This window comes from Erythrobacter sp. BLCC-B19, assembly GCF_028621955.1.
Classification (GTDB): domain Bacteria; phylum Pseudomonadota; class Alphaproteobacteria; order Sphingomonadales; family Sphingomonadaceae; genus Erythrobacter.
Map to the genome: position 1 here is coordinate 549,784 of NZ_CP117516.1, position 25,217 is coordinate 575,000.

Below are 25,217 nucleotides of genomic sequence, written 5' to 3' on the forward strand. Positions count from 1 at the left end.
AACCCGACCATGAGCCTGCTGACCCAGAGCCCCACCGGCGCCGACCTGCTCGCCGAGATCGACCGCCTGCGGAAGGAACGCAACGCGGTGATCCTCGCGCATTACTACCAGACGCCGGACATCCAGGACATTGCCGACTTCGTGGGGGATTCGCTGGAGCTCTCGCGCAAGGCGGCAGCGACGGACGCGGACGTGATCGCCTTCTGCGGGGTCAAGTTCATGGCCGACACGGCGAAGATCCTGTCGCCCCAGAAGACCGTGATCCTGCCCGACATGGACGCCGGATGCAGCCTTGAGGACTCCTGCCCGCCCGAGAAATTCCGCGCCTTCCGCGAAGCCCATCCCGATCACATCGCGCTGACCTACATTAACTGTTCGACCGAGGTGAAAGCGCTCTCGGACGTGATTGTCACCAGCTCCAGCGCCGAGACGATCCTCGCCCAGATCCCGCCCGAGCAGAAGATCATCTTTGGCCCCGACCGGCACCTCGGCGGCTATCTCGCGCGCAAGTTCAACCGCGAGATGCTGCTGTGGCCCGGCGTGTGCATCGTCCACGAGGCGTTCTCGGAAACCGAGCTGCTCAAGCTGAAAGAGCAATACCCCGGCGCGCCCATCGCCGCGCACCCGGAATGCCCGCCGACGATCATCGACCACGCCGATTACGTCGGTTCGACCAGCGGCATCCTGAGCTTCGCCAAGACCTTCCCCGGCGACACGCTGATCGTGGCGACCGAGCCGCACATCATCCACCAGATGCAGAAGGCGCTGCCGGAGAAAGCCTTCATCGGCGCGCCGGGTGCGGACGGGAACTGCTCGTGCAACATCTGCCCCTACATGGCGCTCAACACGATGGAGAAGCTCTACGTGGCGCTGCGCGACCTGACGCCGCAGGTGGAGATCGAGGAAGGCATCCGCCTGAAGGCGAAGCGCAGCCTCGACCGGATGCTGGAGATGGCGAGCGGGACCGTGGGCATGGGGGACTTGGGGAAGGTGCGGTTCAGCGGGGATTGAGCGCATGGCGCGCGTCCTGCGGCTGACCGGATCGGTCGCTGGCTGCCTCGCGCTTGCCGCCTTCTTCTTCGCACTGTGGGCGAGCCTGCGGGTGCGTGAGGCGGTCGACGAGGGCGCTCTGGCGCGGCCGGTCTGGTCGTGCCTGTCCGGCCCCGATGCAAAGCGGCTGGATCGTGTCGCGGACCGTGCCTTCATCCGCGCGGTTCAGGCCCATATCGCGGGCTACCCCGACAATGTCCGCTTCTGGCATTGGCACGGCCTTGTCGCCACGATCGGCGCGCGGGTCAGCTTCTCCGAAGCGGAGCGCATGACAGCGATGCGACCAAAGGTCGCAAGCCTGCCGCCCTGTGTGCGCTAAGCCCTAGCCCGCGCCACCGCCAGCGCCGCGCCCACCAGCACCATTCCGGCAATATCCATCCCCGACAGCACCTCGCCAAACGCGGCCCAGCCATAGATCGAGGCCACGGCTGGCTGCGTCAGCAGCGCGAGACCCACCACCAGCGGCGGGAAGTATCGCAGCGCGAACACCATCAGCCCCTGCCCCACCAGCTGGCTGAGCACGAACAGCCCGACAATCGGCCCCCACGCCTGCGGCCACACTGGCTCGCCCAGCGCGAGGGCAATCACCAGCAGCACCGGTGCGCCGAAGATGCTGACCCAGACCAGCAGGCTCCACGATCCGAAGCTCCCCCGCGCGCCCTGCAGGGTCAGCAGATAGACCGCATAGAGCAGCCCCGCCGCGACCGAGAACAGGTCGCCGATCAGCGTTGCGTCGGAAATCTCCAGCGAGCGCCCCATCAGGATCGCCGCGCCCGCCAGCGCGAAGATAATCGCCAGCCACTCCAGCCGCCCCGGCAGCGTCCGGTGGACGATAAAGCCCCAGAACAGCAGCACGATCGACCCGGCATTGCCGAACAGCGTCGCATTGCCCAGCCGGGTCATGCCGATGCCGATGTGCCAGCTTGCCAGATCGAGCGCGAAAGTCACCGCCCCCAGCGCCACCAGTGCCAGCGTCGTCGCCGGCATTCCCGTCAGCGGTTGGCGGTTCGCCCGCGCCAGCAGCACCATGAAGGGCAGCGCGAGGAACAGCCGCCAGAACCCCGCCGCGACCGGGCCGGTATCGGCGAGCCGGACGAACCACGGGCCGATCGCCAGCGCCACGTTCCCCCCGAACAGCGCGAGGAACAGCAGCCATGCCGCCGGGCGCGGCGCTTCAGGCGCACCGGGCACGACAACTTCTTCTTGGGGCGCACCCTCATTTTCCATGCTTGCGCCCTAGCCTCGCGCCCCCCAATTGGATAGCCAATCGCAACTGGCCCACGAGGATTACCCACATATGCACGACGCTCTGTTCCAGCCGCTCCAGATGGGCGCGCTCCATGCCAAGAACCGCATCCACATGGCCCCGCTCACCCGTGGCCGCGCCGCCGAACCGATGTTCGTGCCGAACGAACTGATGGCGACCTATTACCGCCAGCGTGCAGGCGCAGGGATGATCCTCACCGAAGCGACCGGCATCAGCACCGAAGGTCTCGGCTGGCCGAGCGCGCCGGGCATCTGGAGCGACGAGCAGACCGAAGCATGGAAGGCCACCACCAAGGCGGTGCACGAAGAGGGCGGCCTCATCGTCATGCAGCTGTGGCACATGGGGCGGATCGTCCACCCCTATTTCCTCGGCGGCGAGCCGCCCTTCTCCGCCAGCGCCACCACCGCACCGGGCGAAGCCCACACGCCGACCGGCAAGTCGCCCTATGCCCAGGCCCGCGAAATGACCCACGAGGACATCAAGCGCACCATCGGCGATTACCGCCGCGCGGCCGAGAACGCCAAGAAGGCGGGTTTTGATGGCGTCCAGCTCCACGGCGCGAACGGCTACCTCATCGACCAGTTCCTGCGCGACAAGACCAACCTGCGCACCGACGAATACGGCGGCTCGCCGGAAAACCGCACCCGCTTCATGCGCGAGGTTCTGGAAGCCCTGATCGACGTGTGGGGCGCGGACCGCGTCGGTATCCGCCTCTCGCCCAACGGCGATTCGCAAGGGACCGATGACAGCAACCCGCCCGCAACCTTCGGCGCTGCCGCCAAGGTGTGCGAAGAACTGGGCCTTGCCTTCGTCGAACTGCGCGAGCCCGGCCCGAACGGCACCTTCGGCCAGACCGACGTGCCCAAGCAGAGCCCGCTGATCCGCCAGATCTACACCGGCAAGCTGATCCTCAACAGCGACTACACCGCCGAGGAAGCGGAAGCCGATGTGACCAGCGGCAAGTGCGATGCGGTGAGCTTTGGCCGTCCGTACATTTCCAACCCCGATCTCGACAAGCGGATCGCGGCGGGCGCGCACTGGAACCCCAACAAGGACGTGCCCAAGAGCTGGTACTTCCCGATCCCGCAGGGTTACACCGACTACCCGACCCTCGAAGAGGAACAGGGTCAGGCGGCTGAGTGATTACTCGCTGGGGGCCGGAGCGGCAGGCGCTGCTTCGCCCCCCACGCTTGCCGGTGCATCATTGATCCCCGGCATCGGCTCGACATCGGGCTGTTCCGCGTCGACATCCCCCACCGGCGGCGCCTGACGCGGGGCGAGCGGAGCCTGCGAGGACAGTTGGTCGAGCGGGATCATCGCATCCGAAACCGATCCGGCCAGCACCTCGCCCGAGGCCGCGCCGCCCTGCTTGGCAGGGGCAGCGGCCTGCTGCTCGCACGCGGCGAGCGCCAAAGGCAGGACGAGGAGAAGAGCGCGTTTCATTGGCACGCTCTTTTGGCGGCGGCATCCAATGCGTCAAGGAAATCGTCGCTCGCGGCGATCAGCGCTGCGTCCCATTGTTCGGGCGAAACCTGCAATCCCAAACGCGCAAGGCTGGTGACGCCATATTCGGCAATCCCGCAAGGCACGATCCCGCCAAAGTGGCTGAGATCAGGGTCGAGGTTGACCGAGAAGCCGTGCATCGTCACCCAGCGCCGCACCCGCACGCCGATCGCGCCGATCTTGGCCTCGGCGCCGTCGATGTCGCGTGTCCAGATGCCCACCCGGCCCTCGGCGCGCCAGCTTTCGACGCCGAATGTCTTGAGCGTGGCGATCACCCAGCCCTCGATCGCGTGGACGAAGCAGCGCACGTCCTTCCCCCGTGTCGCAAGGTTCAGCACCAGATAGCCCACCCGCTGACCCGGCCCGTGATAGGTGTAGCGCCCACCGCGCCCCGCCTCGACCACCTCGAAGCGCGGGTCGACCAGTTCGGCCGGGTCAGCGCTGGTGCCGGCGGTATAGACCGGCGGGTGTTCGAGCAGCCACACCAGCTCTGCCGCCTCGCCCGCGTAAACGGCCGCGTTGCGCGCCTCCATTTCCGCCAGAGCCGCAGCATAGGGCACCTGCGCCGTCTCGCGCCGCCATTCGATCGGAAATGCGCCGCCAGCGGCGGGAGCAATGCTTGCCATGCCGCACCGGTGGGGGCATTGAGCGGCGAGATCAAGAGGCGATTGCGAGAGCGCGCGTCTCATCACCCCCATGGTACGGCGGATCAGCACGGATGACACAGCACAAGCTCGACATGGGGAAGGCCTGGACCGACGCGATGGCCCGGTTGCGCGCGAACCGCGAACTGGTGGGGGTGCTGGCGGGGCTGTTCCTGTTCCTGCCGATGTTCGTGCTGAGCTCGACCGTGCTGGCGAGCGACCTCGACATGGGCCCGCCCGGCACGCAGCCCGATCCCGAGAAGGTGATGGCGCAGGTGCAGGCGGTGCTGGCGAGCAACTGGTGGGCATTTGTGATCGGCATCATCGGGCCGATCTGCGGCGAGATCGCAATCCTTGCGCTGCTGGGTGATCGCACCCGGCCGACGGTGGGCGAAGTGCTCGCACAGATCCCGCGCCTGTTCGCATCGATGTTTGCCGCGCAGTTTCTGGTCGGAATGGTCAAGCAGGCGCCGCTGTTCCTTGGCGCGCCGCTGGTGGCGATGCTGCCCTTCGGCGGTCTGGTGCTGCTGATTGGCATCGGATTTTTCCTCAGCGTCCGGCTGACGCTGACAAGCGCGGTGATCGTGATCGACAAGCGCCTCAATCCGCTGGCCGCCATGCTCCGGTCCTGGCGGCTGACAGCGGGCAATAGCGGCGTGCTGATGGTGTTCTTCGCCGCTCTCCTCAGTCTCGCGGTGGTGATCGCGCTGCTGGTGATCGTGAGCACCGGGCTGATCTTCGCCGCTTTCGGCGAGCGTGCGGCGCTGTTCGGCAATGCGGCGATGCTGGGGGTCATGCTGGCGACCTATTACGCGGTAAGCCACGCGCTTTCCGCCGCGATCCACCGCCAGCTCTCGCAGCCGGCTGGGCCGGAGGTCGAAGCCTCCCTGTTCGATTAGGCACGCCATGTCCGACCCCACTCCTGCCGCCAAGTCTGCCACCGGCGCGATCCCGCCGGCCCGGATGGCGTTGCTGTTCATGGTCATGCTGGTGACAGCGGCAGGCAACACCGCGATGCAATCGGTGATGCCCTCGATCGGCACGGCGCTGCAGGTCGAGGATGTATGGATCAGCCTGGCCTATAGCTGGTCGGCGCTCTTGTGGGTGGTGTGCGCGCCGTTCTGGGCGCGGCGCTCCGACAAGCGCGGGCGCAAGGCGATGATGGCGCTGGGGTTGACCGGTTTCATCGTGTCTTTCGTGCTGTGCGGAGCGGCCTTGTGGGCGGGGCTGGCAGGCTGGATGTCGGCACTCTGGACGCTGGTCGCCTTTGCTGCGGCGCGCAGCCTCTATGGCGGGTTCGGCAGCGCCGCGCCCCCGGCGGTGCAGGCCTATGTCGCATCGCGCACCCCGCGCGCCGAACGCACGCAGGCGCTCTCGCTGATCGCGTCGAGCTTCGGCCTCGGCACCGTGATCGGCCCGGCGCTGGCGCCGCTGATGGTGGTGCCGTTCCTCGGGCTGGGCCTGACAGGGCCGTTCCTGTGCTTTGCCGCGATCGGCGTGGTGGCGCTGGTGCTGCTGCGCCTGCGCCTGCCCGATGACGAGCCGCAATATGCCGCGCGCGGGCAGGCGGTGGCCTATTCCTCAAGCGGTTCGGGCGCGCCGGTCGATCCGCAGGAGAACGCCGAGAGCGAAGAATTGGCCGGCGAGCCGCCCCGCCTCAGCTGGCGCGATCCGCGGCTCAGGCCGTGGGTGTTTGCCGGGCTGATCGGCGGCCATGCACAGGCGATGGTGCTGGGAATTGCGGGCTTTCTGGTGCTCGACCGGCTCGGCCTGCGCGACACGCCTGCCGAGGGCGCGGGGCCGGTGGGGCTGGTGCTGATGAGCGGCGCGATTGCCACGCTGCTGGCGCAGTGGGGGCTGATCCCGCGTTTCGACCTTGGCCCGCGTGCGGCGACCCTGTGGGGCATTACCGCTGCCGCCATCGGGACGATGATCCTCGCCGTCGCGGGTGATCTGCACCTGATCGCCTTGGGCTATGCCATTGCCTCGCTGGGCTTTGGCCTGTTCCGCCCTGGCACCACGGCAGGCACATCGCTCGCCGTCACCCGCGCCGAACAGGGGCAGGCGAGCGGCATCGTCGCCAGCCTTGCCGGGGCCAGCTACATCTATGCGCCGGCGCTGGGCGTGTGGCTCTACGCCCATTCGGACTGGCTGGGTTTCGGGCTGATCGTGGCGCTGTGCCTGATCGTGCTGGTGCACGGGTGGTTCAAGCTGCAGGCTGATACCGAGCTTACGAAAGATCGGAGCTAGAGAGTCCTTGCTGGCGCACCCGCCTGCGCGGGAAGTCTTGGCTGGCGCACCCGCCTCCGCGGGTGCGTCCTCGGTGCTGTTTCAAGCCCTGCGGGCTTGAGCACCTGCGGCTCGCGCGCGTGCGCTCGCGGCTGCTGCGCAGCCGGTCAGTGGCATTCGCTACAATATCTCCAAGACCCTGTCCTGTGGGCGGCAGAGCCTGACTCCCTTCTCGGTCTCCACCAAGGGGCGCTCGATCAGTTTGGGATCGGCCACCATCGCGGCGAGCACGGTCGCATCGTCCGCTTCGGGCAGCCCCCGTTCTGCCGCATCGGTGCCGCGCAGCCGCAGGCCTGCTTGCGGCGTGATCCCGGCATCGCGGTAAAGCTGCGCGAGCTTCTCCGCGCTCGGCGGGGTCTTGAGATACTCCACCACCGTCAGCTCGACCCCGCTCAGATTGTCGAGGATCGCCAGCGTCTTGCGCGAGGTGCCGCAGCCGGGGTTGTGCCAGATTGTCGCCTTCATCTCATTCCCCCTCGGGCACTATGCGCAAGGCGGGCACGGCCTTGGCCGCATCCTCGGGGCTGATCCCCGGCGCGGGCGCGGCGCTGACCTGTTCCTGCCGCTGCGCTACGCGGCCTGCCTGCTCCACCGCCTTCACGAGCCGCGGATAGACCCCGCAGCGGCAGATATTGGGGATGCCCGCGTCAATATCCTCGCGGCTGGGCGCGGGGTTGCGCATCAGCAGCGCGGCGGCAGACATGACGATCCCGGGCGTGCAATAGCCGCACTGGATCGCCCCTTGCGCCACCAAGGCCTGCTGCACGGGATGCGAACGATCGCGCGACAGCCCTTCGATGGTGGTGATCAACCGCCCTTCTGCCTCGGCCAGCGTGATCGCGCATGACCGCAAGGCCACGCCATCGACCAGCACCATGCACGCGCCCGAACAATCCGGCCCGCCGCCGCAGGCCTTGGTGCCGGTGAGGTTCATCGCCTCGCGCAGCGCATAGAGCAGCGGCATACGCGGATCGAGGTCGAACTGCACCGGCCGTTCGTTGACGGTCATGCGCGACATGATGTGGCCCCTTGGTGGCTTACTGGCGCCAGCTGTCGTCGATTCGGTCGATCTTGCGCTTCCATGCTTCGAAATCGAACAGCCCTGCGCCGCCCTGTCCGCTCATCACGGCAAGGTCGCGCTGGTGGACGTCGATCACGTCCTGCGAAATGAAGATCGGATCACCCATGCCGAGCGTCGCCACCTGAATCTCGCAGGCGCGCTGCAAGGCCCACATCTTGACGAACATCCCCTGGATCGTGCGGTCCATCACGACAGGGCCGTGGTTGCGCAGCATCAGGATGGTGTGGTTGCCGAGGTTCTTGACCAGCCGCTCACCCTCTTCCGCGCGGACGGTGACGCCCTCGAAATCGTGGTAGCCGATCTGGCCCTGGAAATTGCAGGCGTAGAAATTGGTCGGCAGCAAGCCGTCCTTGTGGCTCGCCACGGCCATGGTCGCTGTGGTGTGGACATGGCAGATCGCATCGGCGCGGCCGCCCAGGTGCTTGTGGAAATAGGCGTGCTGGGTGAAGCCCGCCTTGTTCACCATATAGGGCGAGCCGCCGACATTATTGCCCTCGACATCGATCTTGACGAGGTTGCTCGCCGTCACTTCCGAATAGAGCAGCCCGAAGGGGTTGATCAGGAAGGTGTCCTTCTCGCCGGGCACCTTCACCGAGATGTGGTTGTAGATCGATTCCGACCAACCGAGGTGATCGAAGATGCGGTAGCACGCCGCAAGATCAAGCCGCGCCTGCCACTCTTCCGGGCTGCACTCGATGCTGGGTTTGAGCTGGGTTGCCATGGGGAAATCCTCTCCGTCAGTCTTTCCTCCGCTATCGCACGCACAGGGAATGCTTTGCAAGCTGCGAGCCGCCCCGCTACGCCGGTTGCAGCATGACAGCCTCATCTCCGTCCACTGCCCGCTTGGTCACCGGCAGCATCCCCGGACATCTCGTCAGCCAGACACTGCCCGCCGTGATCGGCGTGGCCGCGATCATGTCGATCGGGATTGTCGATGCCTACTTCATCGGCCAGCTCGGCAGCGAACCGCTGGCGGCGATCAGTTTCATCTTCCCGGTCGCCGTCGCCAGCACCTCGCTCGGTGTCGGGGTGATGGTCGGGATCAATTCGGTGGTCGCCCGCGCGCTGGGCGAAGGTGACCACGAACGCGCCGCGCGCCGCGCCAATTTCGGGATAGTATTCGCGGCCTTGTGCGGCGTGGTGATGGGCCTTGCGCTGTGGCTGGCGATCGACCTGATCTTCACCGCGATGAACGCGCCCGCGCACCTGATGCCGCTGATCCGCGCCTATATGACCCCTTACGCGATGGGCTTCCCGCTGAGCCTTGCGATCATGGGCTTCAACGGGGTGCTGCGCGGACAGGGCGAGGCCAAGCGCACCAGCACGGTCAGCATCGCCTATGCCGCGGCCAACTGGGTGCTCAATCCGGTGCTGATCACTGGCGCATTTGGCGTCGAGGGCTTCGGCATTGCCGGATCGGCCTATGCCACGGTGATCGGCTGGGGGATCGGCGTGCTGACGGCCTTGTGGCTGCTGCGCGGCACATCGCTGCCGCTGAACCTCGCCTTGCTGCGGGATTGCAGCCTGATCGATCCGGCCAAGGCGATCATCAAGGTCGGTCTGCCCGCTGCCTTCTCCAACGCGATCAACCCGCTGGGCCTCTCGATCCTGACTGCGCTGGTGGCGCTGGAAGGCGAAGCGGCCGTGGCAGGCTTTGGCGCGGCGGGGCGGCTCCAGAGCTTCGTGATCGTGCCCTTGCTCGGCCTGTCGGGCGCGATCGGGGCGATTGTCGGGCAGAACTGGGGCGCAGGCCGGTTCGACCGTGCGCGCGAGGCGGTGCTCTATGCCTTCGGCTTCTGTATCGCGTGGGGGCTGCTGGTTGCCATCGCGATGATGGCTGCGGGCGCAACCTTCGCACGGGTGTTCACTGACGACCCGGCGGTGGTCGCCGAGTTTGACCTCTACCTCAAGATCGCGGCGTGGGGCTATGCCGGGTTCGGGCTGCTGATCGTCGGCAACGGGATCATGAACGCGGTCGACAAGGCCGGGTTTGCCCTCGCCCAATCGGTCGCGCGGGTGTTTCTGGTGATGCTGCCGACAGCGCTGCTGCTGCAAGGCACGATGGGGAGCGCGGCGATCTTTACCGCGGAACTTGCCGCCAACCTTTTCGGTGCGGCGACCGCGCTGGTGCTGGTGCGCCATATCTTTGCCAGGCCCGCGCCGGCCTGGAGCCCACGCTAGGCGCTTGTTAACCAACCCTGCGCCATAGCCATGCCCGCGAAAGGCAAGAGGGCGCGCAACGCATGGACGATCTGCTGGCGGATTTCATCGCCGAGACCCGCGAAATGCTGGAAGCCTCAAGCGGCGAACTCGTCGCGTGGGAGGCCGACCCGACCGACCGTGCGCGGCTGGATGCGATCTTCCGCTTTGTTCACACGGTGAAAGGCAATTGCGGCTTTTTCGATTTCCCGCGCCTTGCCGCCCTGTCCCACGCGGCAGAGGACGCGCTGGCCGATTGCCGCGCCGGACGGCGTGAACCCGATGCCGCGCTGGTCACGGCCGTGCTCGCGATCATCGACCGTATCGGCCAGATGATCGACGTGATCGAGGCGGGCGAGGATCTTGAGACCTTTGGCCCGGCTGAGGCCGATGCGGCACTGATCGCCCAGCTCGACGCATCACAGGAATCGTCGAACGGCGCCGAAACGGAAGGGCAACCGGAAAGCGATGCGGCATCGCTCGCGCTGCCGCTGCACGCTCCGGCCAAGGCCTTGCTGGGCAACGGCGAGGAACCTGCTGCCCTCACCCGTCGCACCGATGCAGCCGCCCAGCGCACCATCCGCCTGCCGGTCGAATTGCTCGACCGGGTGATGAGCGGCGTGTCCGACATGGTGCTCGCCCGCAATGATCTGGCCCACCGGCTGCGGCAGGCCGGCACCCAGCCGACCATCGACGGCCCGTTCGAACGGCTCACCACCATCCTCACCGATGTCCGCGATGCGATCACCCGGATGCGGATGCAGCGGATCGAAACGCTGCTGACCGTCCTGCCCCGGCTGGTGCGCGATCTTGCGGCAGAGCTCGGCAAGCAGGTGATGGTCGATTGCGACGGCGGGGACGTGGAACTCGATCGCGAGATGATCGAGACGATCCGCGATCCGCTCACCCACCTCATCCGCAACGCCATCGACCACGGGATCGAATCGCCCTCGGCCCGCCTTGCCAACGGCAAGCGCGAGATCGGCCTCATCGCCATCGCCGCGCGGCAATCGGGCAATACCATCAGCATCGTCATTTCCGACGACGGGCGCGGGCTGGATGAAGACCGGATCGCCGCCAAGGCCATCGCCACCGGCCTCATCACCCCCGCCGAACGCGCCGCCGCCTCGCGCGACAAGATCCTGAACCTGATCTTCGAACCCGGCTTCTCGACCGCCGAGACGGTCAGCAATGTCTCGGGCCGGGGCGTTGGCCTCGATGTCGTGCGCCAGAACCTCGAAAAGGTCGGCGGCAGCATCAAGGTGGCGAGCGCGCCCGGCGAAGGCACCACCTTCAGCCTGCAGATCCCGCTGACGCTCAGCATCATTGCCGGGCTGACGGTCGAGGTCGGCGGGCACCGCTTCGCGATCCCGCAAAGCTATGTCGAGGAAATCGTGCAGGCCAGCCGCACCGCGCTCGACCTCACCTGGCTGGGCGAGACCGCGCTGATCACCTTCCGCGGCAACCGCGTGCCCTGCCTGATGCTGGGCGACGTGCTCGGCATCACCTCCGCCGAAGCCGCCGCGCGCGAGCCGACGCTGGTGATGCTGCGCCTTGCCAGCGGCGATCTGTTCGCGCTGGCGGTCGAGGGCATCCACAATCACGGCGATCTGGTGGTCAAGCCGCTGGCGCCCGCGGTGATGAAGTCGGGGCTCTACGCCGGATCGACCCTGCTGGATGACGGAACCCCGGTGCTGCTGCTCGACATCGCCAACATCGCCGCGCAGCACGCGCTGGTGTCCGATACCCGCGCACGGGTGCTGACCCCGCTCGCCGACGAGCACGCCGCTGCCGCTGTGGCCGAAAGGGCAATGCTGTTCACCGACTTCACGGGCCGCCGCGCCGCGGTACGGCTCGAACTGGTGCAGCGCATCGAAACCGCGCCTGCCAGCGCGATTGATCGCTCCGCCGCGCGCGCGCGGGTCGTGATCGACGGGGCAATCCTTCCGCTGATCGGCCTGCCCGATGGCCCGCTCACCACCCCGCGCGTGCGCCTGCTGCGCCTGTCGGACGGGTCGTGCGAACTGCTCTATGCGGTGCGCGAGGTCGAGGACGCCGTCGAACTGACAGAACCGCTGCGGGCCGTGCCCGAAGACCCGCTGATCGAAGCGATCACCCTGATCGGCGGCACGCCTGTGACCCTGATCGACGCCCACGCGCTGTTCGCGCGCCATGGCGAGGTGCCGCGCGCTGCCAATCGCCCGCGCTGCCTGCTGCCCGAAGGGGAATGGGCGCGCACCATTCTTGCCCCGCTGGTCACCGCCGCAGGCTACGACGTTCTGCCAGAGGGTGCGAGCGATCCGGAGGCCATCGGCATCGTGTTTGACGATATCTACGAAGTCGCCGCCGCGCTGGGTCATGATCTGCCCGCCCGGGTCATCCGCCTGCGCGATCAACCCGACGCTCCTGCCGATTGCCCGACGATCTACCGCTACGACCGCGAAGCCCTGCTCGCCGCTCTGGCCGACTTGGCGCGCCTGCGCACCGGAGTAGCCGCATGACCGGAGACCTGCTCGTCATCGCCCAGATTGCCGGACGTCGCTGCGCGCTCTCGGCGCTCGATGTGCGGTCGGTTATCGAGATTTCGGCGATCACCCCGATCCCGCGCGCGCCGTCCTGGATCACCGGCATCACCGCGCTGCGCAGCCAGGCGCTGACCGTCATCGACTGCCGCCGCGCGATTGGCCTCACCGAAACCGACGGGCCGACCGATCATCGCGCCGTGGTGGTTACCGAGGGTGGCCATTCCTATGCGCTGCTGGTCGATTCGATCGAGGACATCACCACCGCAGCGGGCTCTGCCGGGCAGGTGCCGGGCGGATTCGGCCCCGAATGGTCGCGCATCGCCACCGGCATGATCGAGACCCTCGCCGGCCCCGCGTTGCTGATTGATTTGCCGGCGCTGCTTGCCGGGCCTGAAGCCCTTACCAGCGAAATCGAGCCGGTAGCTTAATCCAATCCTTACCAAATCGCCCCTATTTTCATGGCATCAATCGCAGGAACGCCCATGAAAACTTGCCTCATCGTCGATGATTCCCGGGTCATCCGCAAGGTTTCGAGACACATTCTCGAAACGCTCGGCTTTGCCGTGGAAGAGGCCGAGAACGGCAAGCTGGCGCTGGATGCGTGCGATGCGGCGATGCCCGATGTGGTGCTGCTCGACTGGAATATGCCGGTGATGACGGGGATCGAATTCCTCGTCCACCTGCGCCAGCGCCCTGGCGGCGACCGGCCGAAGGTGGTGTTCTGCACCACCGAAAACGACGTCGCCCACATCCGCGAGGCGATCAGCGCCGGGGCGGACGAATATGTGATGAAGCCCTTCGATCACGAGACTCTGCAGATCAAGCTGCAGCTTGTCGGGTTTGCGTGAACCGTCCCTCCTCCATTCCCCGCGTGCCCCCATCCGCCGCTGCTGACGAAGGCGCGCGGCGCCCCTTTGCGCGCCCCGGCGCGGCCGCTGCGATCCGGGTCATGATCGTGGACGATTCGCTGACCGTGCGCACCATCTTCAAGCGGATGGTCGAAAGCGATCCTGCACTGGTCATCGTCGGCACTGCCAGCAGCGCGGAACGGGCGATCGTGCAATTGGGGGAAACCCCGGCCGATGTGGTGCTGCTCGATCTCGAAATGCCCGGCATTGGCGGACTGGACGCGCTGCCGGCGATCCTTGCCACGCCCGGCGGCCCGCAGGTGCTGGTCGTCTCCTCGCTGACGATGGACGGGGCCGAACACACGCTGTCCGCGCTGCAGATGGGCGCTGCCGATACCCTCCTGAAGCCGCGCCCGGGCGGGTTCACCGAGGATTACCGTGCCCAGCTGCTCGGCAAGATCCGCGCGCTCGGCACCCGCAGTGCCGACCGTTCCGGCGATTCGGCGCTCGTGCCTCAGCGCAGCGAGCCGCCTGCCTCTTTCGTGCGCCCGCCGCTTGGCCGTCGCCGAGTGCGGCCCGAGGTGGTCGCGATCGGTGCCTCGACGGGCGGGATTCACGCGCTGGGCCTGATGCTGCGCCGGATCGGTCCGGAGTTCGATCTGCCGCTGCTGATTACCCAACACCTGCCCGCCTCCTTCATCCCGGTCTTCGCGCGTCAGGTCGAAACCGCCTGCGGCCGTCCCGCCGATATCGCCGCTGACGGCCTGGCACTCTCCCCCGGTCGCATCATCATCGCCCCCGGCCACGGCCACATCGTGGTCGAACGCAAGGGCGCGCGGCTGGTCACGCGGATCAGCACCGAACCTGTGCCAAGTGGCTGCGTGCCCTCGGTCGACCCGATGTTCGCGAGCCTCGCTGAAGCCTGCGAAGGCCGCGCGCTGGGCGTGCTGCTGTCGGGCATGGGCCGCGACGGGGCCGCTGGCGCGCAGATGCTGGTCGACGCCGGGGGCACGATCTATGCGCAGGATGCCGATACCAGCGCGGTCTGGGGAATGCCCGGTGCGGTCGCGCGGGCGGGACTCACCAGCCTCGTCGCCCCGCCCGAACGGCTGGGCGAGGCGGTGATGGCGCAAGGCTGCGCCGCGGCGACGCGGCAGGCCTGAACCTGATGGATGTCAGCGAAGCCTCCTTCCAGATCATCGCCGATCTGCTCGAAGCGCGCACCGGTCAGCACCTGACCGAAAGCCGCCGCTGGCGCGTCAATTCGGCGCTGGCGGGGATTTTCCGCACCTATGGCATCACCAATGTCGACCAGCTCGTCTGCCTGCTCGCCGCCCCGCCGACCACGGCCGGAGGCGCCGATCTGGCACAGGAAGTCGTCGAGGCGCTGCTCAACAACGAGACCTATTTCTTCCGCGACAAGCCGACCTTCGATCAGCTGCCGGGCGAGATCCTGCCCGAACTGGCACGGCGGCGGCGCGACAGTCGGCGGCTGTCGATCTGGTCGGCGGGCTGTTCGACCGGGCAAGAGGCCTACTCGCTCGCGATGCTGTTCATCGAACAGGCCGAACAGTGGCAGGGCTGGCACATCGACATCCTCGGCACCGACGTCTCGCAGCGCGCGGTCGCAGCGGCACGCAGCGGGCTCTACAGCCAGTTCGAAGTGCAGCGCGGGCTGGGTGTCACCCAGATGCTGCGCCATTTCGACGAGACAGCGCGCGGCTGGCAGGTGCGTGACGAGGTGCGCCGCATGGTGCGCTTTTCGCAGGCAAACCTGCTCGGCCCCTCACCGGGGCGGATGCCGTTCGATCTGGTGCTGTGCCGCAATGTGCTGCTCTATTTCGATCGCCCGACCCGCAGCGCGGCCTTCAACCGCCTGTCGAGCGCGGTCATGCCCGACGGTTTCCTCATGCTCGGCGCGGGCGAGACCGTGGTGGGCCAGACCGACCGCTTCGTGCCGACCTCGCGGCGCGCCAGTTTCTTCGAACTGGCCAGCCCCGCCGCAGCTGCCAGCCTGCAGAAAATCGCCTGATTTGCGCGCGCTTCCGCGCATCGCAGGCGCGCAGCTTTACCCTTCCTTAGCCGCTTCTCTTTAGGACAATCCTGCAAGGCCGCCCCTTCGGCGCGCCCCAGCGGGATACAGGATCGTGTCAACGGCCAAGCAACCTTTGCGACTGACCTCCACCGGGCTCGTGCTCATCCCGATCGCGGTGGCGAGCGTGATGTCCGCCGCGCTGGTGATGGTTGTCAGCTTCAGCGACGACCTGGCGATCGCATCGCCCGGTGCGCTGCTGATCTCGGCCATCCTGGTCTATGCCGCCGTGCTGTTCTTCCTCGGCCGCAGCGGAATTGCCAGCATCCGCGGGCTCGAAGCGCGTGCGATCACCGATCCGCTCACCGGCCTTTCCAACCGTCACGCGCTCCACGAGGACATTCTCTTCGCTGCACGAGGCGAGGAAGAAGTGGCGCTGGCGATGATCGATCTCGACAGCTTCAAGCAGGTCAATGACCATTATGGCCATGCGGTCGGCGACCAGCTGATCGAGGAATGTGCCAAGCTGATCCGCGCCGTCTGCGGCAAGGAAGCACAATGCTACCGCCTTGGCGGCGATGAGTTCGCCATGGTCATGTCGGGCAAGGTTGCAGGCACCATCCTTGAGGGCATCTGCCGCACGCTGATCGAGAAGCTCGGCACCCCGATTGCGCTCGGCCACCGCCAGATTGCGGTCGGCGCGAGTATCGGTCTGACCCGTTCGACCGCCGATCTGCGCGTGCCCTCCTCCGAAATGCTGCGCCGGGCCGATGTCGCGATGGATATGTCCAAGCGCGGCGGGAAGATGCGCTGCACCTGGTTCAACGAAAGCTTCGACCGCCGCCGCGAACGGGTGCGCGAAATCGAGGACGAAATCCGCACCGCGATCGCCGGCGGGGAATTCAACGTCGCCTACCAGCCGCTCGTCAGCGCCGAGGACAAGCGCATTGTCGCGGTCGAGGCGCTGCTGCGCTGGGACCGGGGCACGCGCGATCCGCTCGGCCCCAATATCTTCATCCCTGTCGCCGAGGAATCGGGCCTGATCAACCCGCTCGGCCTGTGGGTGCTGCGTCAGGCGGTGTGCGACGCGCGCCGCTGGGGTGACATCACCCTCTCGGTCAACATCTCGGCAGCCCAGCTGCGCAACGCCGAATTCCCGATCAAGCTGGGCGAGGTGCTGGAAGAAACCGGCTTCCCCCCGCACCGGCTCGAACTCGAAGTGACCGAGACCTGCCTCGTGCTCGATCCGGTCGTTGCCGAACGCACGCTGGATGTGATCCGCAGCTTCGGCGTGCGCATTGCGCTCGACGATTTCGGCACCGGCTATGCCTCGATCGGCTTCCTGCGGCGCTTCCGCTTCGAAAAGCTGAAGCTCGACCGCTCGCTCGTCGAACTGGCGGGCGTGGATGACGGCAGCCGGGCGATGATGCTGTCCTCGATCGCACTCGCCCGCGCGCTCAACATGGGGGTCACTGCCGAAGGGGTGGAGACCGAGGAACAGGCCGAACTGGTGCGCCTTGCCGGGTGCGACCAGATTCAGGGCTGGCTTTACTACAAAGCCCTGCCCGCAGCAGAAATCGACCGGCTGATCGCCGAACAATCTCTTTCATCCGCCCAGGTCGCAGGGCCAGCCCACGGGGACGAACAGGCGGCATGAGCGCGCTTTCCGACATTGCCCTCAACCTCGAAGCCGAAGCTGCCGTGCAGGAGCACGTCCCTGCACCGGTCGCTGCTCCGGCACGGGTCGGACGGCTGCGGGCCTGGTTCGACCGGTTGACCATCGGCGGCAAGATCACGCTGTTCTTCAGCGTCAATCTCGGCTTTGCCTTGCTTGCCGGGCTGTTCGTGGTGGGCGGCTATGTCGAGCTCGGCCAGCGTGCCGAACGCATCCGCTCCACCCACGCCGCGGCCCTCGGCGCAGAACGGCTGCTCGCTCACTTGAGCGAAGGCCAGCGCCACGCCGAAATGCTGGTTGCCGAAGGAGAGGTCGCCCGCGCCCGTGCGGCCCGCGAGGCGCTCGACCGCGCCGCTGTCAGCGCCGCCGCCCTGTCTGATCGCGCCGCAGCCAGCGACACCGGCTCGGCCGACCAGATCGCGCTCATCGTCTCCGGGATCGATGGCCTCAACCGCGCGGTCGCAGCCTTCGATCCGGAAACCGCCGACGCCGCGAGCCGCAAGCGTCAGGGGCAAGAGATCGCCGCAACCAGCAACGCGACACTCGAAGCCGCCCGCAGCCTCACCGTCGGCCTCGGCGAACAGGCCGAAAGCATGGCCGATGATGGCGCGGCGCTGATTTCGCGGCTGCTGGTGATGTGGATCGTGCTGGCCACCATCCTCACGCTGATCACCTTGTATGCCCAGCGCTATTTCCATCGCCATGTCGGTGCGACCCTCTCCGCGATGGCGCGTCAGATGACCCGCATTGCCGCAGGTGAGCCCGATGTCGCGATCAGCGGCAAGGAGCGCTCCGACGAAATCGGCGAAATGGCGCGCGCCACCGAAGTCTTCCACCGCGCCGGGGTGCGGCTCGAAAAGCTCAGCCGCGAACGCGCCGAACGCGCCCGCGCCGAGCTCGACGAGCAGGCCCGTCAGCAGGTGATCGCCGAAGAAGCCCGGCTCGAACGCGAACGCGCGATCCACGCGATTGCCGACCAGTTCGAACGCACCGTCGGTGATGTCGTCACCGGGGTCGTCGCCGCCTCCAGCCAGCTGCAATCGACCGCCAGCCTGATGGCGACCACCGCTTCCGACGCATCACAGCGCACGGGCGAGGCCGCTGCCGCGATGCAGGAAGCCAATCTCGGCGCGACCTCTGCCGCTGCCGCGAGCGACGAATTCGCCATGTCGATCGGCGAGATCAGCCGGCAGGCCGCGTCCTCGGCCGAACTCGCGCGCGAAGCCAGCCTGTCCGCGCGTCAGGCCGACAGCACGATCGGCGCCTTGTCCGCGTCGGCTGAAGAAGTCGGCCAGATTGTCGAGCTGATCCAGTCGATCGCGCGGCGCACCAACCTGCTCGCCCTGAACGCCAGCATCGAAGCCGCGCGCGGCGGCGAGGCCGGGCGCGGCTTTGCGGTGGTCGCCAGCGAGGTCAAGGAGCTCGCCAACCAGACCAGCCGTGCAACCGAGATGATCGGCGATCAGATCCGCGCGATGCAATCCTCCACCGGGGCCAGCGTCAGCGCCTTGCGCACGATCGCGGCCCAGATCGAGCAGCTGGAAACCACCGCGGTCTCGATTGCCTCGGCGGTCGATCAGCAGTCGGTCGCGGGGCACGATCTCGCCCGCAGCATCGACCTTGCCGCGCGCGGCACCGAAAAGGTTGCCGCTCATGTCGAAGACGTGCGCGCCCTGTCGCTTTCGACCGGCGCGGCGGCGAGCCAGGTGCTCTCCAGCGCGACCAGTCTCGAAACCCAGGCCGCCACATTGCGCGCGCAGGTGCAGGGCTTTCTCGCTCGGGTGCGGGCCGGCTGACGCTGCGTTTCGCGGGGTAAGTCAAGCATTTGGAAAGGATTTTCCTTCATAAATGCTTGCAACAATACTCCGGGGGATCGCGGCATGAACATGATGAGCTTGCAGGAGCGGCGCGAGGAACAGGCCGTTCCTGACTTCGTAAGAGACCTCAGGGCGGATTTCGATACAGCGGCGGATCGCGACGAGGCGGTGGTTGCGCCGTCGGCGGCTGCCAGTTGGCTCGAACGTTTTGCGTGGTTTCGCGATCTGCCGCTGGCGCGCAAGCTCAACACGATCTTCGGCACCTTCCTTGGCGTCGGCCTGCTGATGGTGCTGGTGCTGGGCGCAGGCCTTGGCGAATTGTGGAACCGCTACAACAGCTCGGCGCGTTTGCAGGAGACACTGGTCGCTGCCGGTCATCTGCAATCGAGCGCTGCGGAACTGCGCTATCATGCGGTGCGCACCCTCTATGATCGCAGCCCGGCCCTGCGCGAGCAGCAGCGCACGGGCGAAACCGAGGTGCAACGCCAGATCACGGCAATCGAAACCGCGGTTTCCGCAGGCGCAAGCGAACTTAGTCCCGATGTTGCAGCGGTTCGGCAGGAGCTGACCCGCTTCGAAGCGACACTGGACCGCGCCAGCGAGGCCGTGCGCGGTGGTGGCAACGCCAATGCTGCCGCCGAACAGGTATCCGCCCAGGGTAGCGCATTGATGGCCGCCAGCAACCGCCTCGCCGCCAATCTTGCCGCGCGCGGAGAAACCCAGGAAGCCAGCGGGATTTCCTATTTCTTCAACATGATCCTGATCATCGCCGCGCTGGCGGTGCTCGGCGGCACCGCGCTGATGCTGGGGTTGGCCTATCTCTCGCGCGATTTCTCTCGCAAGATCATCGAGATCACCGACGCCATGACCCGGCTCGCCAACGGCGACCGCAACTTCGCGATTGCCGGGGCTGATCGGCAGGACGAAATCGGTGCGATGGTGCGGGCGCTCGACCTGTTCAAGCGCGCGAGCCGCCGCCTCGAAACCTGGGCGCGCGAACGCTCCGAAAAGGCCGAACAGGAATTGCAGTTGCAGCAGGAACGCGAGCGCGAGCGGATGGAAGCCGCCGCCAAGCGCGCCGCGCTGCTTGATGATGTCGCGCGCCAGTTCGAACGCACCGTGGGCGATGTGGTGAATGGTGTCGCGGCCGCTTCGAGCCAGCTCCACACCACCGCCAGCCGCATGGCCCAGAGCGCGGAAGAAGCCAGCCGCCGCACCGGCGAAGTTGCCGTCTCGATGGAAGAGGCCAACGCCGGCGCAACGGCCGCTGCTGCTGCGAGCGACGAATTTGCGCTCTCGATCAGCGAGATCAGCCGTCAGGCCGCCTCGTCGAGCGAACTTGCTCGTCTGGCGACCGTCGCCACGGGCGAGGCGGACGAGACGATCTCGGCGCTGGCAGCCTCGGCGGACGAGGTGGGGCAGATCGTTGAACTGATCCAGACCATCGCCCAGCGCACCAACCTCTTGGCATTGAACGCGAGCATCGAGGCCGCGCGCGGCGGCGAAGCGGGGCGCGGCTTTGCGGTCGTCGCCAGCGAGGTCAAGGAACTCGCGATGCAGACCAGCCGCGCCACCGAGAAGGTTGCCGAACAGATCCGCGCGATGCAGTCCACCACCGGCGCGAGCGTCAAGGCGCTGCGGGCGATTGCCGGGCAGGTGCGCGATCTGGAGAGCACCGCTGTCTCGATCGCCACGGCGGTTGACCAACAATCGGTCGCGGGCCGCGATCTGGCGCAAAGCATCGACCTTGCTGCGCGCGGCACCGAGAAGGTAAGCGCACATATCGAGGATGTGCGCCAGCTGTCGCTCTCCACCGGCGCGGCCGCCAGCCAAGTGCTGCTGAGCGCCAACGAGCTGGAGGCGCAGGCAGCACACCTCGGTGACCAAGTGCGCGGCTTCCTGCGGACGGTGCGGGCGGGGTAGTCCCGGCGCGCCTCGCAGGCGGCAAGCGCATCCACATCATCCGCGTCTTGCGAGCCATCCCCGCAGATGCGGGGATGGGCGAACCTCGTGGCGAGCCGGCATCCTGTGATCGGCAAGGTCCAGACGGGGGTGCTGCAGTGCTGCTGACAGCGAAGACAAGCGAACCGTCCCGCCTATGAGCGACGAGACTGCCTTTATCGAGATCGGCTACATCATCGGCGGCGATGAAGGTCATGTGCTGGTCGAAATCCTGCTTGGGATGTTCACCGGCTGGGCCGGCCGGCTGGGCCTCGACCATGAAGTGATAAAGCAGGCACCCGCGCCGGGCGGCGGTCTGAAGGCTGCGCAGCTGTGCATTCACGGCGCTGACCATCACGCGCTTGCGGCGCTGCATCAAGGCTCCCACACGCTGATCCGCATTCCTCCCGGCCTCGATCGCCGCCAGATGAGTTGCGCCGGCGTGCGGATATCAGACAGGGGGGATGAGCCTTGGCCCGACGGCATGGCCGGATGGGGCGACGAACGTCGGCGCTACGTCTTCGATCCCTATCGCAGCGTGACAGACGCTGCCCTTGGGCGACTGGACATTGATCCTGCCACGGTGCTGGCGGGCGACTTCTCATGCCTTGGCGGAACCTGACCGGACAACCGGTCAATCGCGCACCGCCAGTTCCTCCATCTCGTCGACTTCGCGCGCAAAGCGTTCGGCAGCGAGGCCGGCTGCGTGAGCGCGGAAGGCATTGGCCAGGGCGCGGTAGTACCACAGGGTGCCGCCCTTCCCGCCGGTGAAGCGGCTCCACACCGCCTCGCCTGCGCCGCGCAGATCGGCGTTGATCGCAGCGGCATTGTGGGTTTTGTCGGCAAGGCTCACCGCGAGGCTGCGCGGCGGCTTGTGCGCGAGGCTGGCGATATAGGCCTCCTTGCGCGGATGCCAGGCGGGTTTGGGCTCCTGGTGGCTGTCGGTGCAGTCGGCGACGATCTGCGCGACTCCCTCTCCGTACCGTTCGCGGATCGCTTTGAGCTGCGCGAGGCCGCCCTGATCCTCGACGGCATCATGCAGCAGCGCCGCGATCGCCTGATCCTCGTCCGCCCCGTTCTCGAGCGCGATCGCGGCGACGGCAAGGAGGTGCGAGACATAAGGGATGCCTGATCCCTTGCGCGTCTGCGCGCGGTGGAGGCGGCTGGCATAGGCGAGCGCGTCGTCGAAACGCTCGGTAAGGAAGGGGGCATCGGTCATCGTGATCCTCCTGCTGGCAACCCAAACGCCAATCGCGCCCGACAGCGAGGCTGCGGGCGTGGTTTGCGTTGAATTGTGATGGGTTTTGACGGTGGTTGCGGGAGTTGGATTTGAACCAACGACCTTCAGGTTATGAGCCTGACGAGCTACCGGGCTGCTCCATCCCGCGATACCGATACGTCCTGAGCGCCAAAGGCCTCAAAGACGCCAAAAGGGCCGCCCTTGCGGGTCAGCCCTGTTGACTTGTGAATGGGTCATACCCGCTCCCACTGGTCGCAATGCCTGGCGACGACCTACTCTTCCAACGCTTGAGCGTTAGTACCATCGGCGCTGTCTGGTTTCACGGCCGAGTTCGAGATGGGATCGGGTGGGTCACAGACGCTATGGCCACCAAGCAATGGGACCAGTGGATGCGGGTTTTCAAATCGATGCACACTCAAGAGTTTGAGTGGTTTTAAGGCGTATCTGGCTGGAGACATTCTCCACCAACGCGCTCTGCACGAGGCAGGGCTGACGTTGACAGTGCGAACTCTCAAGCGCGATATGAACTATTAGGACCGGTTAGCTCCATACATTACTGCACTTCCACACCCGGCCTATCAACGTGATGGTCTATCACGGTTCAAAGATACCTAATCTCAAGGGAGGCTTCCCGCTTAGATGCTTTCAGCGGTTATCCCGTCCGTACATAGCTACCCTGCGGCACTCTTGGCAGAATGACAGGTACACCAGAGGTACGTTCACCCCGGTCCTCTCGTACTAGGGGCAACTCCTTTCAAGTATCGACGCCCACGGCAGATAGGGACCAAACTGTCTCGCGACGTTCTGAACCCAGCTCACGTACCACTTTAATTGGCGAACAGCCAAACCCTTGGGACCTGCTCCAGCCCCAGGATGTGATGAGCCGACATCGAGGTGCCAAACGATTCCGTCGATATGAGCTCTTGGGAATCATCAGCCTGTTATCCCCGGCGTACCTTTTATCCGTTGAGCGATGGCCCTTCCACGAGGGACCACCGGATCACTATGACCGACTTTCGTCTCTGCTCGACTCGTCAGTCTCGCAGTCAGGCAGGCTTATGCCATTGCACTCTAACAGACGGTTTCCAACCGTCCTGAGCCTACCATCGCGCGCCTCCGTTACTCTTTAGGAGGCGACCGCCCCAGTCAAACTACCCGCCACAGAGGGTCCCAACACCGGATAACGGTGCGTGGTTAGACATCAGAAAACAGCAGGGTGGTATTTCACCTATGGCTCCACGACAGCTGGCGCCGTCGCTTCAAAGCCTCCCACCTATGCTACACAACTCTTTCCTAATGCCACTCTGAAGCTGCAGTAAAGGTGCACGGGGTCTTTCCGTCTAACCGCGGGTACTCCGCATCTTCACGGAGAATTCAATTTCGCTGAGCATATCCTGGAGACAGTGGGGAAGTCGTTACGCCATTCGTGCAGGTCGGAACTTACCCGACAAGGAATTTCGCTACCTTAGGACCGTTATAGTTACGGCCGCCGTTTACTCGGGCTTCAATTCGGAGCTTGCACTCCTCCTCTTAACCTTCGAGCACCGGGCAGGCGTCAGACCCTATACGTCGTCTTGAAGCCGACTTAGCAGAGTCCTGTGTTTTTGATAAACAGTCGCTACCCCCTGGCCTGTGCCCCCCACCAAAAGTTGCCTTAAGATGGGGCCTCCTTCTTCCGAAGGTACGGAGGCAATTTGCCGAGTTCCTTCAGGATACTTCTCTCAAGCGCCTTGGTATACTCTACCTGACCACCTGTGTCGGTTTCGGGTACGGTCTATACGGTGGGGCTATTTCCTGGAACCTCTTCACTGCCCGACCAATCCAATAAGGTCGAACAATTTACGAGATCCGTCACACACCACCAGGCCCACGAATATTAACGTGGTTCCCATCGACTACCCCCTTCGGGCTCGTCTTAGGGGCCGGCTCACCCTACGCTGATTAGCATTGCGTAGGAACCCTTGGTCTTTCGGCGACAGGGTATCTCACCCTGTTTGTCGCTACTCATGTCAGCATTCGCACTTCCGATACGTCCAGAGTCGGTTACCCTTCTCCTTCACTCGCCTACGGAACGCTCCGCTACCGCTGCAGTAAACTGCAACCCTAAGCTTCGGTGCATATCTTTAGCCCCGTTACATCTTCGCCGCAGGAACCCTTATTTAGACCAGTGAGCTGTTACGCTTTCTTTAAAGGATGGCTGCTTCTAAGCCAACCTCCTGGTTGTTTTGGGATTCCCACATGCTTTCCCACTTAGATATGACTTGGGGACCTTAGCTGTAGGTTAGGGCTGTTTCCCTTTTGACGACGGACCTTAGCACCCGCCGTCTGTCTGCCAGACAAGACTCGATGGTATTCGGAGTTTGGTTAGGTTTGGTACCGCTCGCGCAGCCCTAGCCCATCCAGTGCTCTACCCCCATCGGCATACATCTGACGCTCTACCTCAATAGATTTCGCGGAGAACCAGCTATTTCCCGGCTTGATTGGCCTTTCACCCCTAAACACAAGTCATCCGAGCATTTTTCAACATGCAACGGTTCGATCCTCCAGTGCGTGTTACCGCACCTTCAATCTGCTCATGCCTAGATCGCCGGGTTTCGGGTCTAATCCAACATACTCAGTCGCCCTATTCAGACTCGCTTTCGCTTCGCCTACACCTAACGGCTTAAGCTCGCATGCTAGATTAAGTCACTGACCCATTATGCAAGAGGTACGCTGTCACTCCCTATGGAGCTCCAACTGCTTGTAAGCATCCGGTTTCAGGTACTGTTTCACTCCCCTAATCGGGGTGCTTTTCACCTTTCCCTCACGGTACTGTGTTCGCTATCGGTCATGTACGAGTATTTAGGCTTAGAGGGTGGTCCCCCTATGTTCAGACAGGATTTCACGTGTCCCGCCCTACTCAAGTCCTTCTTCATCACTTTCGCATACGGGACTGTCACCCGCTATGGTCACACTTTCCAGAGTGTTCTGCTAGTTGAAAAGAAGGCACTGGCCTGGTCCCGGTTCGCTCGCCACTACTACGGGAATCTCTGTTGATGTCTTTTCCTCCGGGTACTGAGATGTTTCAGTTCCCCGGGTTCGCTTCACCAAGCCTATATATTCAGCT

At 65.5% G+C, this 25,217-nt stretch carries 22 protein-coding genes, 1 tRNA gene and 2 rRNA genes (1 of these 25 running past the window's edge); 15 read left to right on the forward strand and 10 right to left on the reverse strand.

What is annotated here, in order from left to right:
- Positions 1–9: 9 nt before the first annotated feature.
- Together nadA and PS060_RS02395 are read left to right on the forward strand one after the other, a co-directional pair.
- A complete protein-coding gene (gene nadA, locus PS060_RS02390; RefSeq protein ID WP_273985200.1) occupies positions 10–1,011 on the forward strand; it encodes a quinolinate synthase NadA in 1,002 nt (333 codons plus the stop codon).
- Between the two features lie 4 nt (positions 1,012–1,015).
- Complete coding sequence (locus PS060_RS02395) at positions 1,016–1,369, forward strand: hypothetical protein (RefSeq protein ID WP_273985202.1); 354 nt, start codon at positions 1,016–1,018, stop codon at positions 1,367–1,369.
- Here the strand turns inward: PS060_RS02395 and PS060_RS02400 are convergent.
- Entirely contained in the window at positions 1,366–2,277 is a 912-nt protein-coding gene (locus PS060_RS02400) for a DMT family transporter (RefSeq protein WP_273985205.1), read from the reverse strand. The two genes, PS060_RS02395 and PS060_RS02400, sit on opposite strands and share 4 nt — an antisense overlap.
- A gap of 70 nt (positions 2,278–2,347) precedes the next feature.
- Here PS060_RS02400 and PS060_RS02405 point away from each other — a divergent pair, with 70 nt between their 5' ends.
- Positions 2,348–3,460 (forward strand): alkene reductase, encoded by a 1,113-nt coding sequence (locus PS060_RS02405; protein ID WP_273985208.1) that lies wholly within the window; start codon positions 2,348–2,350, stop codon positions 3,458–3,460.
- Here the strand turns inward: PS060_RS02405 and PS060_RS02410 are convergent, their stop codons facing one another.
- Positions 3,461–3,760 (reverse strand): hypothetical protein, encoded by a 300-nt coding sequence (locus PS060_RS02410; protein ID WP_273985211.1) that lies wholly within the window; start codon positions 3,758–3,760, stop codon positions 3,461–3,463.
- Positions 3,757–4,446, reverse strand: a complete 690-nt coding sequence (gene lipB / locus PS060_RS02415) for a lipoyl(octanoyl) transferase LipB (protein ID WP_273985213.1) — start codon at positions 4,444–4,446, stop codon at positions 3,757–3,759. Before lipB ends, PS060_RS02410 begins: the two co-directional genes overlap by 4 nt.
- Before the next feature lie 92 nt (positions 4,447–4,538).
- Here lipB and PS060_RS02420 point away from each other — a divergent pair, with 92 nt between their 5' ends.
- Together PS060_RS02420 and PS060_RS02425 are read left to right on the forward strand one after the other, a co-directional pair.
- Positions 4,539–5,363 carry a hypothetical protein gene (locus tag PS060_RS02420; RefSeq protein WP_273985214.1) on the forward strand — a complete coding sequence of 275 codons (825 nt, stop codon included), beginning with the start codon at positions 4,539–4,541 and terminating at the stop codon, positions 5,361–5,363.
- A gap of 7 nt (positions 5,364–5,370) precedes the next feature.
- Positions 5,371–6,714, forward strand: coding sequence for an MFS transporter (locus PS060_RS02425; RefSeq protein WP_273985216.1), 1,344 nt, complete (start codon positions 5,371–5,373; stop codon positions 6,712–6,714).
- Positions 6,715–6,873: 159 nt separating this feature from the next.
- On the opposite strand, the gene PS060_RS02430 is transcribed toward PS060_RS02425, so the two are convergent.
- Genes PS060_RS02430 through PS060_RS02440 form a run of 3 tightly spaced genes read right to left on the reverse strand, consistent with a single transcriptional unit; the run spans position 6,874 to position 8,555 of the window.
- Complete coding sequence (locus PS060_RS02430) at positions 6,874–7,218, reverse strand: arsenate reductase family protein (protein WP_273985217.1); 345 nt, start codon at positions 7,216–7,218, stop codon at positions 6,874–6,876.
- 1 nt (position 7,219) lies between these two features.
- Complete coding sequence (locus tag PS060_RS02435) at positions 7,220–7,771, reverse strand: (2Fe-2S)-binding protein (RefSeq protein ID WP_273985218.1); 552 nt, start codon at positions 7,769–7,771, stop codon at positions 7,220–7,222.
- A gap of 19 nt (positions 7,772–7,790) precedes the next feature.
- Positions 7,791–8,555 (reverse strand): class II aldolase/adducin family protein, encoded by a 765-nt coding sequence (locus PS060_RS02440; protein ID WP_273985219.1) that lies wholly within the window; start codon positions 8,553–8,555, stop codon positions 7,791–7,793.
- A 92-nt stretch (positions 8,556–8,647) separates the two neighbouring features.
- On the opposite strand from PS060_RS02440, the gene PS060_RS02445 reads away from it, so the two are divergent.
- From PS060_RS02445 to PS060_RS02490, 10 genes are all read left to right on the forward strand, one after another.
- On the forward strand, positions 8,648–10,015 hold the full coding sequence (locus tag PS060_RS02445) for an MATE family efflux transporter (protein WP_273985221.1): 1,368 nt from the start codon (positions 8,648–8,650) through the stop codon (positions 10,013–10,015).
- Between the two features lie 62 nt (positions 10,016–10,077).
- The gene (locus PS060_RS02450) at positions 10,078–12,534 is read left to right on the forward strand and encodes a chemotaxis protein CheA (RefSeq protein ID WP_273985222.1); all 2,457 of its coding nucleotides are present in this window, start codon (positions 10,078–10,080) and stop codon (positions 12,532–12,534) included.
- Complete coding sequence (locus PS060_RS02455) at positions 12,531–12,986, forward strand: chemotaxis protein CheW (protein ID WP_273985223.1); 456 nt, start codon at positions 12,531–12,533, stop codon at positions 12,984–12,986. Before PS060_RS02450 ends, PS060_RS02455 begins: the two co-directional genes overlap by 4 nt.
- 54 nt (positions 12,987–13,040) lie before the next feature.
- Positions 13,041–13,406 carry a response regulator gene (locus PS060_RS02460; RefSeq protein ID WP_273985224.1) on the forward strand — a complete coding sequence of 122 codons (366 nt, stop codon included), beginning with the start codon at positions 13,041–13,043 and terminating at the stop codon, positions 13,404–13,406.
- 101 nt (positions 13,407–13,507) lie between these two features.
- Positions 13,508–14,569, forward strand: a complete 1,062-nt coding sequence (cheB, locus tag PS060_RS02465) for a chemotaxis-specific protein-glutamate methyltransferase CheB (protein WP_273985226.1) — start codon at positions 13,508–13,510, stop codon at positions 14,567–14,569.
- Positions 14,570–14,574: 5 nt separating this feature from the next.
- Positions 14,575–15,438: a CheR family methyltransferase gene (locus tag PS060_RS02470; protein WP_273985227.1), complete on the forward strand. Its 864-nt coding sequence runs from the start codon at positions 14,575–14,577 to the stop codon at positions 15,436–15,438.
- A 115-nt stretch (positions 15,439–15,553) separates the two neighbouring features.
- A complete protein-coding gene (locus tag PS060_RS02475) occupies positions 15,554–17,095 on the forward strand; it encodes a putative bifunctional diguanylate cyclase/phosphodiesterase (protein ID WP_273985228.1) in 1,542 nt (513 codons plus the stop codon).
- The gene (locus tag PS060_RS02480; RefSeq protein WP_273985230.1) at positions 17,092–18,909 is read left to right on the forward strand and encodes a methyl-accepting chemotaxis protein; all 1,818 of its coding nucleotides are present in this window, start codon (positions 17,092–17,094) and stop codon (positions 18,907–18,909) included. The genes PS060_RS02475 and PS060_RS02480 overlap by 4 nt, the downstream gene beginning before the upstream one ends.
- A gap of 84 nt (positions 18,910–18,993) precedes the next feature.
- The gene (locus tag PS060_RS02485) at positions 18,994–20,853 is read left to right on the forward strand and encodes a methyl-accepting chemotaxis protein (RefSeq protein ID WP_273985232.1); all 1,860 of its coding nucleotides are present in this window, start codon (positions 18,994–18,996) and stop codon (positions 20,851–20,853) included.
- Between the two features lie 175 nt (positions 20,854–21,028).
- Entirely contained in the window at positions 21,029–21,493 is a 465-nt protein-coding gene (locus tag PS060_RS02490) for a PCRF domain-containing protein (protein WP_273985234.1), read from the forward strand.
- A gap of 12 nt (positions 21,494–21,505) precedes the next feature.
- Here PS060_RS02490 and PS060_RS02495 read toward each other — a convergent pair whose 3' ends face one another.
- The 4 genes from PS060_RS02495 to PS060_RS02510 all read right to left on the reverse strand — a co-directional run.
- On the reverse strand, positions 21,506–22,090 hold the full coding sequence (locus PS060_RS02495) for an HD domain-containing protein (RefSeq protein WP_273985235.1): 585 nt from the start codon (positions 22,088–22,090) through the stop codon (positions 21,506–21,508).
- A 92-nt stretch (positions 22,091–22,182) separates the two neighbouring features.
- Positions 22,183–22,259, reverse strand: a tRNA-Met gene (locus PS060_RS02500).
- Between the two features lie 111 nt (positions 22,260–22,370).
- Positions 22,371–22,485 (reverse strand): 5S ribosomal RNA (rrf, locus tag PS060_RS02505).
- A gap of 136 nt (positions 22,486–22,621) precedes the next feature.
- Positions 22,622–25,217 (reverse strand): 23S ribosomal RNA (locus PS060_RS02510) (it continues 192 nt past the right edge of the window).

Bases quoted from the DNA above. Each gene is read 5' to 3' on its own strand.
- nadA (WP_273985200.1), top strand. From the start codon at position 10: ATGAGCCTGCTGACCCAGAGCCCCACCGGCGCCGACCTGCTCGCCGAG.
- PS060_RS02395 (WP_273985202.1), top strand. From the start codon at position 1,016: ATGGCGCGCGTCCTGCGGCTGACCGGATCGGTCGCTGGCTGCCTCGCG.
- PS060_RS02400 (WP_273985205.1), bottom strand. From the start codon at position 2,277: ATGGAAAATGAGGGTGCGCCCCAAGAAGAAGTTGTCGTGCCCGGTGCG.
- PS060_RS02405 (WP_273985208.1), top strand. From the start codon at position 2,348: ATGCACGACGCTCTGTTCCAGCCGCTCCAGATGGGCGCGCTCCATGCC.
- PS060_RS02410 (WP_273985211.1), bottom strand. From the start codon at position 3,760: ATGAAACGCGCTCTTCTCCTCGTCCTGCCTTTGGCGCTCGCCGCGTGC.
- lipB (WP_273985213.1), bottom strand. From the start codon at position 4,446: ATGGCAAGCATTGCTCCCGCCGCTGGCGGCGCATTTCCGATCGAATGG.
- PS060_RS02420 (WP_273985214.1), top strand. From the start codon at position 4,539: ATGACACAGCACAAGCTCGACATGGGGAAGGCCTGGACCGACGCGATG.
- PS060_RS02425 (WP_273985216.1), top strand. From the start codon at position 5,371: ATGTCCGACCCCACTCCTGCCGCCAAGTCTGCCACCGGCGCGATCCCG.
- PS060_RS02430 (WP_273985217.1), bottom strand. From the start codon at position 7,218: ATGAAGGCGACAATCTGGCACAACCCCGGCTGCGGCACCTCGCGCAAG.
- PS060_RS02435 (WP_273985218.1), bottom strand. From the start codon at position 7,771: ATGTCGCGCATGACCGTCAACGAACGGCCGGTGCAGTTCGACCTCGAT.
- PS060_RS02440 (WP_273985219.1), bottom strand. From the start codon at position 8,555: ATGGCAACCCAGCTCAAACCCAGCATCGAGTGCAGCCCGGAAGAGTGG.
- PS060_RS02445 (WP_273985221.1), top strand. From the start codon at position 8,648: ATGACAGCCTCATCTCCGTCCACTGCCCGCTTGGTCACCGGCAGCATC.
- PS060_RS02450 (WP_273985222.1), top strand. From the start codon at position 10,078: ATGGACGATCTGCTGGCGGATTTCATCGCCGAGACCCGCGAAATGCTG.
- PS060_RS02455 (WP_273985223.1), top strand. From the start codon at position 12,531: ATGACCGGAGACCTGCTCGTCATCGCCCAGATTGCCGGACGTCGCTGC.
- PS060_RS02460 (WP_273985224.1), top strand. From the start codon at position 13,041: ATGAAAACTTGCCTCATCGTCGATGATTCCCGGGTCATCCGCAAGGTT.
- cheB (WP_273985226.1), top strand. From the start codon at position 13,508: ATGATCGTGGACGATTCGCTGACCGTGCGCACCATCTTCAAGCGGATG.
- PS060_RS02470 (WP_273985227.1), top strand. From the start codon at position 14,575: ATGGATGTCAGCGAAGCCTCCTTCCAGATCATCGCCGATCTGCTCGAA.
- PS060_RS02480 (WP_273985230.1), top strand. From the start codon at position 17,092: ATGAGCGCGCTTTCCGACATTGCCCTCAACCTCGAAGCCGAAGCTGCC.
- PS060_RS02485 (WP_273985232.1), top strand. From the start codon at position 18,994: ATGAACATGATGAGCTTGCAGGAGCGGCGCGAGGAACAGGCCGTTCCT.
- PS060_RS02490 (WP_273985234.1), top strand. From the start codon at position 21,029: ATGAGCGACGAGACTGCCTTTATCGAGATCGGCTACATCATCGGCGGC.
- PS060_RS02495 (WP_273985235.1), bottom strand. From the start codon at position 22,090: ATGACCGATGCCCCCTTCCTTACCGAGCGTTTCGACGACGCGCTCGCC.